We start from the raw sequence: 12,877 nt of genomic DNA, 5'->3' as shown, positions 1-12,877 counted from the left end.
AGAGGAAACAGGTAGTCATGGCCGGGAACAGCCAGCGCAGGAACCGCCGCACGTCGAACAAGAAGGGTGCGACGATCGGCAGCGGTGGCCAGCGGCGCAAGGGCCTCGAAGGCAAGGGCCCGACGCCCAGGGCCGAGGACCGCAAGGGCCACAAGGCCTACCGCGTCTCCAACGCGATGGCCCGCCAGGCGGCCAAGCGCAAGCCCGTCGCCCGCCGCGGCGGCAAGGGCCAGTCCGAGATGGTCGTCGGCCGCAACCCGGTCTTCGAGGCCCTGCGCGACGGCGTGCCCGCCTCGACGCTGTACGTGCAGCAGTTCATCGACAACGACGAGCGCGTGCGCGAGGCCCTGAACCTCGCCACCGGCCGCGGCAACATCAACATCATGGAGGCGCCGCGCCCCGAGCTCGACCGGATGACGAACGGCCTGAACCACCAGGGCCTCGTCCTCCAGGTCCCGCCGTACGAGTACGCGCACCCCGAGGACCTCGTCACGGCCGCGTTCGACGACCACGACGACCCGCTGATCGTCGCCCTCGACGGCGTCACCGACCCGCGCAACCTCGGCGCCGTCGTCCGCTCCGTCTCCGCCTTCGGCGGCCACGGCGTGGTCGTCCCCGAGCGCCGCGCCGCCGGCATGACCGCCGGAGCGTGGAAGACCTCGGCCGGCACCGCCGCCCGTACCCCGGTCGCCCGCGCCACCAACCTGACGCGCTGCCTGGAGCAGTACCAGAAGGCCGGCGTCACGGTCGTCGGCCTCGCCGCCGACGGCGACCGCGAGGTGCACGAGCTGGAGGAGCTCGGCGGTCCGGTCGTCATCGTCGTCGGCTCCGAGGGCAAGGGCCTGTCCCGCCTCGTCGGCGAGACCTGCGACTTCCTCGTCCGCATCCCCATGCCGGGCGGCGCCGAGTCGCTGAACGCCGGCGTCGCGGCCGGTGTCGTGCTCTACGAGGCGGCCCGCCGCCGGATGGCCCGCTGACACCGGGCCGACAGTCGGTTCCGGCCCCGGCCGTGGCGTGATCTTGACGGGTCTCGGACATTTGCGAGCCGTCAAGGCAGTGTCCTAAACCCAGATCACTCGGTTAGATGAGTGTGGACACCAGAACGCCCCGGCCGGGGTTCGACGATCAGCCCGCGTTGAGCATGGTCAAGGTGGATTCCGATCCCGCCCAGGTGATCGTGAACCACGCCAGCTTCCGTGTGCGGCTCGCGCCGGCCCCGCAGCCGAAGATCGGCGCCGGCGCCCGCACCGCAGCCCTGTCCGGGGCCGGGGCAGGAGCGGGCGGACCGCGCCGTCGTCCCGTCGTGTGGACCGGAAAGTCCTCCCCGGGCGCGACCGGCCTCCTCCAGGCCGTACGGGAATCCTCCGTCTCCACCCTGGAACCGGTGGGCGGCCGCGGGGGCCTCGCCGCTCTGGACGGCGGCGCCACCCAGGCCATCCCGCGCATCGACGACACCATGCCCACCCCGGTGGTGCCCGCCGACTCCGGCCCCCTGCTGCCGCCGATGCGCCGCGCCGAGGGCGCCTACGACGACCTGTACGAGCTCCGCCCCGAGGCCGAAGGCCCCGGCTCGGGCGCGTACGAGGAGGAGAAGCAGGAGGGCCGCGCCGCGCAGCGCCACGGCCAGGACAACGTCCGGCACGCGTACTACCCGGGCCGCCGGATGAACCTCGGCGTCGTCCTCCTCCCGCTCCGCGTCTTCCTCGGCTTCATCTCCATCTACGCGGGCATGGGCAAGCTCTGCGACCCCGTCTACTTCGACGGCGGCGAGCGCGGCTCCATGGTGAAGTGGCTCAACTCCCTGCACCCCTGGCCGCTCGCCGAACCCCTCCGCGACTTCGCCCTCCAGCACCCGGTCGGCGCCGGACTCACCGTCGCCTTCCTCCAGGTCGTCGTCGGCGTCCTCACCGTCCTCGGCCTCTGGCAGCGCGTCGCCGCCGTCGTGGGCGCGCTGCTCTCCGCCGCGCTGCTCCTCACGGTCAGCTGGCGGACCGTCCCGGTCTACGACTCCGCCGACATCATCTTCCTGGCCGCCTGGTCCCCGCTGATCATCGCCGGCGCCCCCGTCTACTCGATCGACGGCCGCCTCGCCGGCGAGGCCTGGCGCACCCTCGGACCGCGCGCCGACCTGTGGGACCTGCGCCGCCGCGTCATGCGCCGCAGCAGCCTCGTCGCCGCGGTCGTCGTCGGCCTCACCCTCCTCATCGGCTCCGTCCTCGGCGGCGCCGTCCGCTCCACCGAGATGGTCACCGTCCCGGGCCCCAACGACGACCCGATCAACCACCTCCCGGGCCGGCCGCTCCCCACCGAGCCGACGCGCCGCGCCCCCTCCGAGAAGGCCTCCACCGCTCCCGCGCCCGCCGCGACCAGCGACGCCCCGGCCGAGCGCGAGGAGACGAAGGAGGCGACCCGGCCCACCGAGACCACCCGCGAGGCCACCCGGACCCAGGAGCAGCGTCCGACGGCCACGCAGGGCGCGGGCACCGGCGGTGGCGGCGGCAGCCGTACGCCCACCCGGTCCGACCCGGAGCCCCCGCCGTCCACCAGCGACACCCCGAGCACCACGGGCGGCGGCGGCACGTCGGGCGGCGGCTCCGGCGGCGGCTCGACCGGCTCGACGGGCACGCCCTCGGAGAGCGGCTCGACCTCGGGCGGGGCGAAGAACCCGATCGGCGGACTGCTGGGCTGAGGCCCCGCAGCACGCTCCCGGCACGGAGGAGGGCGGCACCGCGTTCGCGCGGTGCCGCCCTCCTCCGTGCCGCTGCCGGGGCGGGTCCGCCCCCCGGCCGTCACCCGCGCTGCGCGGCGAGCTCCTTGGCGGCCTCGGTGAGGTCCTTGGCGGTGTCGATGGCCCGCCAGTAGGCGCCCTGGGGCAGCGGGAAGCCGGCCAGCCGCTTCTCGCGGGCGAGCCGGGGGAACGTGGTGCGCTCGTGGTCGCCCAGGTCCGGGAGGAGCCCCGTGAAGGCCGCGGAGAAGACGTACACGCCGGCGTTGATGAGGTACGGCGACGGAGGCGCCTCGACGAAGTCGGTGATGTGGCCGAAGGTGTCGGTCTCGACGGCGCCCCACGGGATGCGGGGGCGGGCCAGGGCGAGGGTGGCGACGGCGTCGCGCTCGTCGTGGAAGGCGGCCATCTCGCGCAGCGAGAAGCGGGTCCAGATGTCGCCGTTGGTGGCGTACCAGGGCCGGTCCGGCTCGGGCAGGTGCGCCGCGGCGTACTTCAGGCCGCCGCCGCGGCCCAGGGGCTCGGTCTCGACGACCGTCGTCACCTTGAGGGGCAGGTCGGCCTCCTCCAGCCACTCCTGGAGGACTTCGGCGAGGTGGCCGCAGGATACGACGGCGTCGGTCACGCCCTCGGCGGCAAGCCAGGAAAGCTGATGGCCGATGATCGGGGTCCCGGTGCCCGGGATCTCGACCATCGGCTTGGGGCGGTCGTCGGTGTACGGGCGGAGCCGTGAGCCCTGGCCGCCCGCCAGGACCACGGCCTGCGTCGGAGAGGTGTGCATACGGGGAACGATAGGCGCCCCGTACGTCCGGCGGTCGGACGCCCGACGGCCGGACGCGCGTCGTGGTTCAGCGTCGTCGCTTCGGCGTCGTCGCTCAGCTCGCGCGCATCACGCCGGTCGCGTACGAGGTGTCGCAGACCGGCCGCGAGAAGCCCTGGGCGCGGGACGGGCCGTACTGCTCGACGGCCGCGCGGCCGAGGGAACGGGCGATGGACATGCAGTGCTTGGCGAGGGAGGGCCGGTTCTCCACCTCGCGCTGGAGGTGGGTGAGGGCGACCCCGGGGTCCTTCTCCTGGAGCTCGGCGAGGAGCTGGTCGCGCAGAACGTCCTGCGGGGCACGGGACTTGGCCCGGACGGAGACCTCGGAGGAGGAGGCCGTCAGCTGGGTCCCGGCGTCCTCGCCGGCCCACGGAACGGCGGACACCGCGAGCGTTCCCGAGAGGACCAGGACGACGGGCAGGACGAGGGCGAGAGAGCGGCCGATTCGGCGGGCAGTAGGCGTCACGCAGGCGAGCGTAGCGGCCGGTAGTGATATGGCGACATTTAGTCACTCTCGCGGGGGATGGTTCGAAGTGGCTTTTCGAATTCCGTGTTGACGCGGAGGGTGCTGCCGGGCCGGGAACGCGGGGGTTCTCTCCGGTAAACCCCGCGATGTCCCGCACCATGGCGAACGACCCCGCATCCGCTGGGGATACGGGGTCGTTCGGCCGTCCTGCGGCGGGCTGGGCCGCCGGGTGTCAGTCGCTCAGGCGGGCGCCGGTCGACGTCGAGAAGACGTGGAGCTCGGCGGCACGCGGGACGACGTGCAGCGTGGTGCCCTTGGCGGGGACGTCGCGGCCGCCGACGCGGACGACCAGGTCCTTGTCCTCGCCGCCGACGCGGGTGGAGCCGTACACGAAGCCGTCGGAGCCGAGCTCCTCGACGACGTTCACGGTGACGGCCAGGCCGTCCTTGCTCGTCGGACCGGAGACGTCGAAGTGCTCGGGGCGGACGCCGACGGTGACGGTGGTGTCGCCGTTGGCGGAGGCGGCGGCGATGGCGTCGCGGGAGACCGGGACGATGCTGTTGCCGAACTTCACGCCGCCGTCGGTGATCGGGACCTCGACCAGGTTCATGGCGGGGGAGCCGATGAAGCCGGCGACGAAGAGGTTGGCCGGCCTGTCGTACATGTTGCGCGGCGAGTCGACCTGCTGGAGCAGACCGTCCTTGAGGACGGCGACGCGGTCGCCCATGGTGAGGGCCTCGGTCTGGTCGTGGGTGACGTAGACCGTGGTGATCCCGAGACGGCGCTGGAGGCCGGCGATCTGCGTACGGGTCGAGACGCGGAGCTTGGCGTCGAGGTTCGACAGCGGCTCGTCCATGAGGAAGACCTGCGGCTCGCGCACGATGGCGCGACCCATGGCGACACGCTGGCGCTGACCACCGGAGAGCGCCTTCGGCTTGCGGTCCAGGTACTCGGTGAGGTCCAGGATCTTCGCGGCCTCTTCGACCTTGGCGCGGATCTCGGACTTGTTGACACCGGCGATCTTGAGCGCGAAGCCCATGTTGTCGGCGACGGTCATGTGCGGGTACAGCGCGTAGTTCTGGAACACCATCGCGATGTCCCGGTCCTTCGGCGGCAGGTGCGTGACGTCGCGGTCACCGATCCGGATGGAGCCGGCGTTGACGTCCTCGAGACCCGCGAGCATGCGCAGGGAGGTCGACTTGCCACAGCCGGAGGGCCCGACGAGGACGAGGAACTCGCCGTCGGCGATCTCGATGTCGAGCTGGTCGACGGAGGCCTTGGTGGCACCGGGGTACACCCGGGTCGCCTTGTCGAAAGTGACGGAAGCCATGGTGATGTGTCCCTTCACCGGCAGGAACGTGCCGGACGATCCGAGTAAAGGAAGGATTGAGGTCTAGTCCACCTGGATGAACTGCACGTGACGCTACCTGCCGCCGGGGGATCTGTCAGCAGTCCGACCGGGGTGAGATTTCCGACCTCGGCCGGGACGAGGTTGGTTACACTTCACTCGCTGCCTCCTTAGCTCAGCTGGCCAGAGCACCGCTCTTGTAAAGCGGGGGTCGTCGGTTCGAACCCGACAGGGGGCTCATGGCGAAGGGCCGGCGCGGGGGCATGTTTCCCCGGCGTCGGCCCTTTCGCATGATCATGGGCGTGCCTGGAGGGACCGGCACCGGTCTCCCGGTCCATCGCCCCCTCACCGCGGTCCAAGACTGGTGGCCTGTCGCGGCCCCACCCGGATCTGGGGGCAGGCGAGCCACCAGGGCGGCAGTGGAGGAAGTCGGCCGGCGGAGTACGGTCCGCTCATGTCGTCCGACTCCCCTCCCCCGTGCCCTCAGTGCAGTCAGCCGATGAAGTTCGGCGGATTCGCTCTCTGCGATCGTGGCGGGGAACGCGTCTGCCGCGGCATATGGGGATGCTCGCAGCGCCACATCTGGTGGCAGTGGGCGGATCGGCCGGAGGCCTCACCAGAACGCTGCCCCTACCCAGAACTGTTTGAAGGCTGAGCAGCCACCTGACACATGGTTCTGTACCGTGTCCCCATGACCGACAACCTAAGGGGCAATGCCGCGTAGGCGCCCCTCAGCTCTGCGGGGCGACATCTCTGTCCGCCCCCTGCGGCGACGGTATCCGCCCATAGATCGCCTTTCCGGGGCTTGTACGGCCGACCTGCGTCGGCTGGAACGTACCCGCTTCTGGCCCGAAGCCGCGGAAGAGGCGTTCTGGCACTGGAAGGCCCTCGCCCACGGTCCTCTCAGGCAACTCGTGAACCCGAGTACGGGTTCTGGTTGTGGCATTCCCGAGTGCGGGTGCTACGGCGCCGGCTTCCGCGAGCAGCTTGAGGCCGTGCTTCGTGCGCTGCACCGGAAGAGCGCGCGTGAGTTGCGCGCCCTCGTGTGGGCCCTCGATGAGAAGGTTCTGACGCGGGCCAAGGTCATCCCGGCTGATGGGCTGGAAGCGCCCTGGTCGTTGGGTCAGTTCTAGGTCCTGTGCGGCTTGAGCGCGCCCACGGCCGTGTGGATGTGGGCCGGGCCGTGGTGTGGGCGTTCTCCCGCGCACCACCAGGACCGGCGCTCTTCCGTGTCCTCCCTCGGGTGCATGCCCAGGCCGTGCTCGGGGCACAGGGGCCATGCCTGCCACAGCAGTTCCATGACGGTCTCCTGCGCGGCATCGGCGACGCTCGCCAAGGCGGAGTCGAGGTCGGCCTGTGAGTCCGGGTCCAAGGGGTTGCCCTGCCACTCGCCGTTGGCCATGGCGACGTAGACGTTCTCCGGCTCGTCCGCGTCGTAGGACGGAAGGGCCAGCAGTTGCAGGGGTTCCACCTGGGGAAGCGTCGCCGCGAGGTCCCGGTTCAGGAGGGCGAGAGCCTGGTCCCACGCCGGGTACTCGCCCGGCGGGACGCGGCGTGACTCAGGGGGGTCGAAGAGGGCGCACATGAGTGCCATCCTCCGTCACACCGGGGGCAGGCCCCATCGCTTTACGGCCTCGCCCTCTGCATGGGCCTTGATGGGGGCTGACATCGGCACCTCTGTACGGGCGTCAGCGGGGAGTCGCTGAGGGAGTCGCTGTGGAGTCGTGGGTTTTCTGTAGGGCGAGTCCCCCTGTCCGGCCACCCTCTGGGCTCGTGCGAGACTCCCTCCCTGGTCGATGGGAGGGGCAGGGGCGTGGAGAAGGCCGAGGCCGCGCGGGTGTTGGAGCGGGCCCGTGCGATGTGGGAGGCGGAGGAGTGGTTGCGTTCCGCCGAGTTGTACGAGCAGGTCCTCGCTCACTATCCGGACGAGGAGCCCAGCGCCGTGTGGTGGTACGACGCGGCGCTGGCGTACAAGTTTCTGCGCGACTGGCCGAAGGCCTGGGAACTCGGGCGTGAGGCTGCCGCCCGCTCGCCGCGCGGCGAGCAGGATCCCGCCTTCTGGAACCTGGGGGTCGCCGCCACCATCCAGCGCGACTGGGCGACCGCCCGCGACGCCTGGGAGGGGTTCGGGATCTCCGTCCCGGCGGGCGAGGGCGAGATCAACGGCGCCTTCGGTCCGGCGTGCGTGCGGCTGGACACGGGCGGCGAGCGCGAGGTGGTCTGGATCCAGCGGCTCTGCCCGACGCGCGGGCGCGTCATGAACGTCCCCGCCACGCAGGGGCGGCGCTTCGGGGAGATCGTCGTGCACGACGGGGAGCCGACCGGCGAGCGGACGTACAACGGACAGAGCGTCCCGGTGTTCGACGAGTTGCTGATCTTCGAGGCCTCGCCGCTGCCGACGCTGCGTACGACCGTGAACGCGGCGGACGCGTCCGACGTCGACGCCCTGGTCGCCTCGTTCTTCGCGCGGGACTTCGGTGCCGAGCCGGCGAGCAGCTTCCACATGATCTGCGCCTGCTGCAGCGAGGGGCGCGTCGACTGGGACGAGTCCGGCACGCCCACGCACGGCGGCTCCCAGACCGTCTGGCTCGCCGCGCCCGAGGCCGAGGCCCGGCAGCTGCTGGACGCGTGGGCGGAGGGCGGCGAACGCAGCTGGAGCGGGCTGGAGCTCTCCGCCTGATCCCCCGAGGGGGCCGACGGGAGCGCCGCCGTCGGTCCGTCCCTCTGTCCCGGCGGGACGGGAGGACGGCGGGGCGGCAGGACGGGGTGGTCCGAACGGTCCACCCCGCCTCACCGCGGCACCACGGAAGCTCCAGGTCGTGGGAGGCTGCGGCCAGGGAGGGGCCCCGGTGCCGGGGTGGAGGTGCAGGCTGCTCCGATCGGGGCAGCAGGTGGGGGAGACCATCTGAAGGGACTTCGACCGTGACGCACGCCGACCCGCTCATCGAGACCCTGGCGAACGCCCGCGTCGTCCTCTTCGACTTCGACGGGCCGCTCTGCGACGTGTTCGCGGGGTCGCCCGCGGCCGAGGTCGCGCGGGAGCTGGCCGCCCTGCTCTCCGCCCAGGACCAGGCGGCGGGTGCGAGGGCCTCCCGGACGGACGATCCCGTCGAGGTCCTGCGCATCGCGCACGAGGTCGACACCGAGCTCGGGCAGCGGGTCGAGCAGGCGCTCACGGCCGCCGAGGTCCGGGCCGTCGCGCTGGCGGGGCCGCCGACGCCGGGCGCGGCCGAAGCGCTCCGGGCGGCGCGTGCGGCGGGGCGCGGGGTCGCCGTGGTGAGCGACAACTCCGCCGAGTGCGTACGGGCCTTCCTCGGGCTGCACGGTCTGGAGGAGCACGTCACGCGGATCGTCGGCCGGCCCGCGGAGCAGCTGCACCTGATGAAGCCGAACCCGTTCCCGCTCATCACGGCCGCCGAGCAGATGCACATCGACGTCACGAGCTGCACCCTGATCGGCGCCTCCCTCACGGACGTGCAGGCGGCCCACGCCGCGGGCGCCACCGTGATCGGTTACGCCGACCACCCCGCGAAGGCCGACCGGTTCGCCGAGGCCGAGGCCGATGCCGTCGCCCGGGACATGCGGGCCGTCGCGGACGCCCTCACCGCGGAGTAGCCCGGCGGCCCGTCGGAGCGGCCGCACCCCGGCGCCCGCAGGAGCGGCCGCGGCGAGTACGCGATCTCGGGCGGCGCGCCGCTGGGCGGTCCCGGCCCCGGCCCGGGGCCCGGCGGCTCGGGCCCGCGGCCTGCGCCGTGACCGCTCACCACAGGGCACCGGGCCCCGTCACCCCCTGATGCGGGAGGCCGCCGACGGCCACGGGGCCGGTTCCGGGAGATCCTCGTGGTCGTCCGCGTCCTCGCTGTACCAGGCCGTTCCGGTGAGCCAGGTCTCCAGCCATGCGGCCAGGCTCCCGGCGTCCACGAACCAGGCGGCCGCGCCGTCGTCCGTCATGGCGTTCGGTTCGAAGAGGAGCACCGTGGCGGCCTCGTCGAGGCAGTCCACCGCCGCGTACATCGCGCAGCCCCAGTCGAGGATCGGCAGCACGCCCGCCGGCCAGTACGGGGTCTCGGCCGCGGCCGACGCCCGTCGTTCCGACCGGTACTCGCCCGTCGCCGTGCGTCCCGGGCCGACCAGCGGAAGGAGCTGGTAGTCGGGGCCGTAGCCGCCGTTGGCGACCTCGCGGTACAGGGCGGCGAGCAGCGGCGGGAGGGGGAAGCCGAGGGCCTCCTCCGCCGCGGTCACCTCCTCGGGGCGGGCCGGGGCGGGCAGGGTCGTCGTCGTGGTCCTGGCCTTGGCCGCCACGCGGGCGACGAGGTCGTCGGTTGCCGTCACGCGCGTGATCGTCGCACGGGCGTCCGACAGTCCGGCGGCGCGTCCGCGGGTCAGGAGGCCCCGGGGGCCGTCTCCCCGTGGTCGGCCGCCGGGGCGCCGGGGGCCTTCGCGCGCCCGCGCCGGGCGGTCGCGAGGCGGTGCAGGGAGCGGGCCGTCGTGCCCAGGGTGCTCAGGGTGACCAGGGCGAAGATCACCAGGGAGGCCACGTCCAGGACGTCCCTGCCGTCCCCGTCGTCGGAGGTCAGGACGGCGCAGAGGAGCCAGAACCCCCACGCTCCGGCGAGTGCCTTCGCCTCCTGCTTCACGCGTCCCCCTCTCCTGGTCGAACGCATCGACGATAACAAGGGAGCGCCCCCCGACCGTCGTCCGCGGTCGGGGGCGCTCGGCCGGGAGGGTGCGGACCCCGTCGGCCGTCGTCGTGCCTCGTCAGCGCACGACGACGTTGTGCGCCGGGTGGATCGTGGGCCGCACGTCGGTGTGGCCGAGGTCCGCCAGGACCGGCCCGAAGGTCTGCGCGTGGGCTTCGAGGGCCTCCGGGCTCTCCCAGACCTCCGTGACGCGGAAGCCGCCCTCGACCGGGCCCGCCGCGTGGGAGATGAGGCCGGGGTTGCGCACGTCGGCGAACCGGGTGAAGCCCTGTCCTTCGGTCACGCGGTCGATGACCGCGTCGTAGAGCTCCTGTCCGGCGCCGGGGAACTCGAAGGTGACGATGATGGCCATGCGGATGCCCCTGTCTCGGTCCGCCGCTCGGGCTGCGGCAACGGCGGTGATCCTAGCGGTGGGTGATCGAACGTGATCCGGGAGTGACAGCTGGGTGGGTGCGGCGTCCGGGCGGGTGGGGCGCGCGGCCGTGCCGGTCGAGGCCGGTGCGGAGGGCCTTTTGTCCGTTCGTGTGTCGTCCCCGCGTGCCGTCCGGGACACTTGATCGGTACGGGGGCGTACTGGTGGCCGGGGTGTGACGCGGGAGGGGTGGGGCTGATGGGGCGGCGTTCCGGGGGGCTGATCGGCACGTGGGCCGAGCAGCAGCGGGTGGCGCAGCGGCAGCGGGAGGGGCAGCACCAGGCCGTGCTGCGGCAGCAGCGGGACGCCGAGCGCGTGCAGCGGGCTTACGAGCGGGACGTCGCCCGGATGCAGCGGGAGCAGAAGGCGGCCTACCGGCAGCGGCGGGAGGCCGACGCCCTGCGCCGCACCCAGGAGTTGGACGCGCGGGTGCGGGAGCTCGAAGGGCTGCTGGCCACCGGGTGCCGCGCCCCCGCGTTCAGCGTGGCGGGTCTGCGCAGGACCGAGGACATCGAGCCCTTCTCGCCCGGCCCCCTCGGGGATCCCGTCCGCATGCCGGACCAGAGCCACTACCGGCCCGAGGCCGCCCGGACCGCGTCCGGGCGGGCCCAGGCCGAGCGGGACGCCCGCGCCCGCTACGAGCGGGACTGGTACGCGGCCCAGGCCGCCGAGGCGCGGCGCGTCGAGCAACTGGCCGCCTACCGGACCGCGTACGACGAGTGGGCGGCCGCGCGGCTCGCCGAGATCCGCGCGCACAACCGCGGGGTCGCCGGCACCGAGGCCGCCCTCGGCGGCGGGGACGCCGAGACCGTCGTCGAGTACTTCTCCGCCGTCCTCTTCGCCTCCACCGCCTGGCCCGAGGGGTTCCCCCGGGAGGTGTCCGCCGCCTACGAGCGGGGCAGGCGGCGGCTCGTGCTCGACTGGGACCTGCCCGGGTACGAGGTCGTCCCCGAGGCCAAGGGGGTCAAGTACCTTCCGAGCACCGACCAGGAGAGGGACGTGCCGCGGCCCGTCGGCCAGCGGCGCGGCCTCTACCGCGACGTGCTGGCGCAGAGCGTCCTCCTCGCCCTGCACGAGCTCTTCCGCGCCGACCGCTCCGGCGCCCTGGACGCCGTCACCCTCAACGGGTACGTGGGCGGCGTCGATCCCGCCACCGGCCTCGCCGGGCGGGTCTGCGTCGCCTCGGTCGCGGTCGGACGGGACGTCTTCGAGCGGCTCAACCTGGAGTTGGTCGCGGCCGTGGAGTGCGTGACGGGCGCGCTCGACGGGCGCCTCGCCGCGAAGCCCGACGAACGCGCCTCCGTCGTACCCCTGCTGACCCCCGAACAGGTCGGGGCCGAGGTCGTCGTCCAGGGCGACGGGGACGAGCCCGATCTGCTGGCCATGGACCCGGTCGCCTTCGAGGGGCTGGTCGCCGAACTGTTCCGGGCCCGGGGGCTCCAGGCCGTCACCACACAGCGGTCGAACGACGGCGGGGTCGACGTCGAGGCCCTCGACCCCGACCCCATCAGCGGCGGGTCGATCCTCGTCCAGGTGAAGCGGTACCGGAACACCGTCCCGCCCTCCGCGGTGCGCGACCTCTTCGGCACCGTGCAGGGCGCCGGCGCCAACAAGGGCGTCCTCGTCACCACCTCCGGGTTCGGGCCCGGCTCCTACACCTTCGCCAACGGCAAGCCGCTCACCCTCATCTCCGGGACCGAACTGGTCGACCTGCTGCACCAGCACGGACTGCGCGGACGGCTGGGGCCCGGGCCGGGGACGTCCGCCGCCGCCCCCTCGGCCCCCGCCGCGCCCGCCGCCCCGGCCGCCGGTCCCACCGCCGAGGCCGACGCGGACTTCAACCTCCTCGGGATGGACTGGACCGGCTCGGTGGTGCTCGACGTGTGCGCGCTCGTCTGCTCGGGGCAGCGGGTGCTCGGCGACGAGTGGTTCGTCTTCTTCAACAACCCGGCCACGCCCGACGGTTCCGTCGCCATGGTCGCCGCGCCGCCCGGTGACCGGGCGGCCGTCCGGGTCGGCTTCGACGCCCTGCCTGCGTCGGCGGACCGGCTCGTCCTCGTCGCCGCCGTCGACCCCGAGGCCAACCCGGAGGCCGACCTCCGCGGCTTCACCGACGCCGGCATCCGGCTGCGCGACGACTCCGGCACCGAGCTGGACCGGCTCGTCGTCTCCGACGGACGCCCGGGCGAGACCGCGCTCGTCCTCGGGTCCTTCCGCCGGAGGGCCGGTGGCGACTGGGACTTCGTCCTCGGCGGGAAGGGCTACCGGGGCGGGCTGGAGGAGCTGGTCGGGGACTTCGGCATCGAGGTGGAGTAGACAGGGGGGTGGCGGGGGCGCCGCACGCCCCCGCACATGCCGCCTACGGGCTCGGCGGCGAGGGGGTGGCGGGGCGTCGCCCGCCCCTCC

At 73.2% G+C, this 12,877-nt stretch carries 12 protein-coding genes and 1 tRNA gene; 6 read left to right on the top strand and 7 right to left on the bottom strand.

Features of this window, described 5'->3' with window-relative positions; translation table 11 throughout:
- The first annotated feature begins 17 nt into the window (after window positions 1-17).
- Together rlmB and ACY0MR_RS16865 are read left to right on the top strand one after the other, a co-directional pair.
- Complete coding sequence (rlmB, locus tag ACY0MR_RS16870; protein ID WP_361853131.1) at window positions 18-977, top strand: 23S rRNA (guanosine(2251)-2'-O)-methyltransferase RlmB; 960 nt, start codon at window positions 18-20, stop codon at window positions 975-977.
- A 107-nt stretch (window positions 978-1,084) separates the two neighbouring features.
- On the top strand, window positions 1,085-2,689 hold the full coding sequence (locus ACY0MR_RS16865) for a DoxX family membrane protein (protein WP_473561417.1): 1,605 nt from the start codon (window positions 1,085-1,087) through the stop codon (window positions 2,687-2,689).
- A gap of 100 nt (window positions 2,690-2,789) precedes the next feature.
- Here the strand turns inward: ACY0MR_RS16865 and ACY0MR_RS16860 are convergent, their stop codons facing one another.
- The 3 genes from ACY0MR_RS16860 to ACY0MR_RS16850 form a co-directional block, all read right to left on the bottom strand.
- Entirely contained in the window at window positions 2,790-3,506 is a 717-nt protein-coding gene (locus ACY0MR_RS16860; RefSeq protein ID WP_361853242.1) for a nucleotidyltransferase family protein, read from the bottom strand.
- A gap of 94 nt (window positions 3,507-3,600) precedes the next feature.
- Window positions 3,601-4,011, bottom strand: coding sequence for a hypothetical protein (locus tag ACY0MR_RS16855; RefSeq protein ID WP_073911627.1), 411 nt, complete (start codon window positions 4,009-4,011; stop codon window positions 3,601-3,603).
- 232 nt (window positions 4,012-4,243) lie between these two features.
- Window positions 4,244-5,341: an ABC transporter ATP-binding protein gene (locus tag ACY0MR_RS16850; RefSeq protein WP_361853245.1), complete on the bottom strand. Its 1,098-nt coding sequence runs from the start codon at window positions 5,339-5,341 to the stop codon at window positions 4,244-4,246.
- 182 nt (window positions 5,342-5,523) lie between these two features.
- On the opposite strand from ACY0MR_RS16850, the gene ACY0MR_RS16845 reads away from it, so the two are divergent.
- Window positions 5,524-5,597, top strand: a tRNA-Thr gene (locus ACY0MR_RS16845).
- An 891-nt stretch (window positions 5,598-6,488) separates the two neighbouring features.
- Here ACY0MR_RS16845 and ACY0MR_RS16840 read toward each other — a convergent pair.
- Window positions 6,489-6,944, bottom strand: coding sequence for a hypothetical protein (locus tag ACY0MR_RS16840; RefSeq protein WP_473561414.1), 456 nt, complete (start codon window positions 6,942-6,944; stop codon window positions 6,489-6,491).
- 228 nt (window positions 6,945-7,172) lie between these two features.
- On the opposite strand from ACY0MR_RS16840, the gene ACY0MR_RS16835 reads away from it, so the two are divergent.
- Complete coding sequence (locus ACY0MR_RS16835) at window positions 7,173-8,039, top strand: tetratricopeptide repeat protein (protein WP_473561412.1); 867 nt, start codon at window positions 7,173-7,175, stop codon at window positions 8,037-8,039.
- A gap of 242 nt (window positions 8,040-8,281) precedes the next feature.
- Window positions 8,282-8,974: an HAD family hydrolase gene (locus tag ACY0MR_RS16830; protein WP_388792312.1), complete on the top strand. Its 693-nt coding sequence runs from the start codon at window positions 8,282-8,284 to the stop codon at window positions 8,972-8,974.
- A gap of 168 nt (window positions 8,975-9,142) precedes the next feature.
- Here ACY0MR_RS16830 and ACY0MR_RS16825 read toward each other — a convergent pair whose 3' ends face one another.
- The 3 genes from ACY0MR_RS16825 to ACY0MR_RS16815 all read right to left on the bottom strand — a co-directional run bounded on the left by ACY0MR_RS16825 (window position 9,143) and on the right by ACY0MR_RS16815 (window position 10,411).
- Window positions 9,143-9,691: an SMI1/KNR4 family protein gene (locus ACY0MR_RS16825; RefSeq protein WP_361853256.1), complete on the bottom strand. Its 549-nt coding sequence runs from the start codon at window positions 9,689-9,691 to the stop codon at window positions 9,143-9,145.
- A 50-nt stretch (window positions 9,692-9,741) separates the two neighbouring features.
- On the bottom strand, window positions 9,742-9,996 hold the full coding sequence (locus ACY0MR_RS16820) for a hypothetical protein (protein WP_403312827.1): 255 nt from the start codon (window positions 9,994-9,996) through the stop codon (window positions 9,742-9,744).
- A 121-nt stretch (window positions 9,997-10,117) separates the two neighbouring features.
- Window positions 10,118-10,411: an antibiotic biosynthesis monooxygenase family protein gene (locus ACY0MR_RS16815; protein WP_361853261.1), complete on the bottom strand. Its 294-nt coding sequence runs from the start codon at window positions 10,409-10,411 to the stop codon at window positions 10,118-10,120.
- Between the two features lie 258 nt (window positions 10,412-10,669).
- On the opposite strand from ACY0MR_RS16815, the gene ACY0MR_RS16810 reads away from it, so the two are divergent.
- On the top strand, window positions 10,670-12,787 hold the full coding sequence (locus ACY0MR_RS16810; protein WP_473561409.1) for a restriction endonuclease: 2,118 nt from the start codon (window positions 10,670-10,672) through the stop codon (window positions 12,785-12,787).
- The last annotated feature ends 90 nt before the right edge of the window (window positions 12,788-12,877 follow it).

Source organism: Streptomyces sp. JN8 (genome assembly GCF_055808075.1).
Note: the sequence above shows the minus strand (reverse complement) of the source record. Positions and strands in the feature narration are given on the sequence as shown.

What these genes read in the sequence shown, in the direction of transcription:
- rlmB (WP_361853131.1), top strand. Translation starts at nt 18, where the DNA reads ATGGCCGGGAACAGCCAGCGCAGGAACCGCCGCACGTCGAACAAGAAG.
- ACY0MR_RS16865 (WP_473561417.1), top strand. Translation starts at nt 1,085, where the DNA reads ATGAGTGTGGACACCAGAACGCCCCGGCCGGGGTTCGACGATCAGCCC.
- ACY0MR_RS16860 (WP_361853242.1), bottom strand. Translation starts at nt 3,506, where the DNA reads ATGCACACCTCTCCGACGCAGGCCGTGGTCCTGGCGGGCGGCCAGGGC.
- ACY0MR_RS16850 (WP_361853245.1), bottom strand. Translation starts at nt 5,341, where the DNA reads ATGGCTTCCGTCACTTTCGACAAGGCGACCCGGGTGTACCCCGGTGCC.
- ACY0MR_RS16840 (WP_473561414.1), bottom strand. Translation starts at nt 6,944, where the DNA reads ATGTGCGCCCTCTTCGACCCCCCTGAGTCACGCCGCGTCCCGCCGGGC.
- ACY0MR_RS16815 (WP_361853261.1), bottom strand. Translation starts at nt 10,411, where the DNA reads ATGGCCATCATCGTCACCTTCGAGTTCCCCGGCGCCGGACAGGAGCTC.
- ACY0MR_RS16810 (WP_473561409.1), top strand. Translation starts at nt 10,670, where the DNA reads ATGGGGCGGCGTTCCGGGGGGCTGATCGGCACGTGGGCCGAGCAGCAG.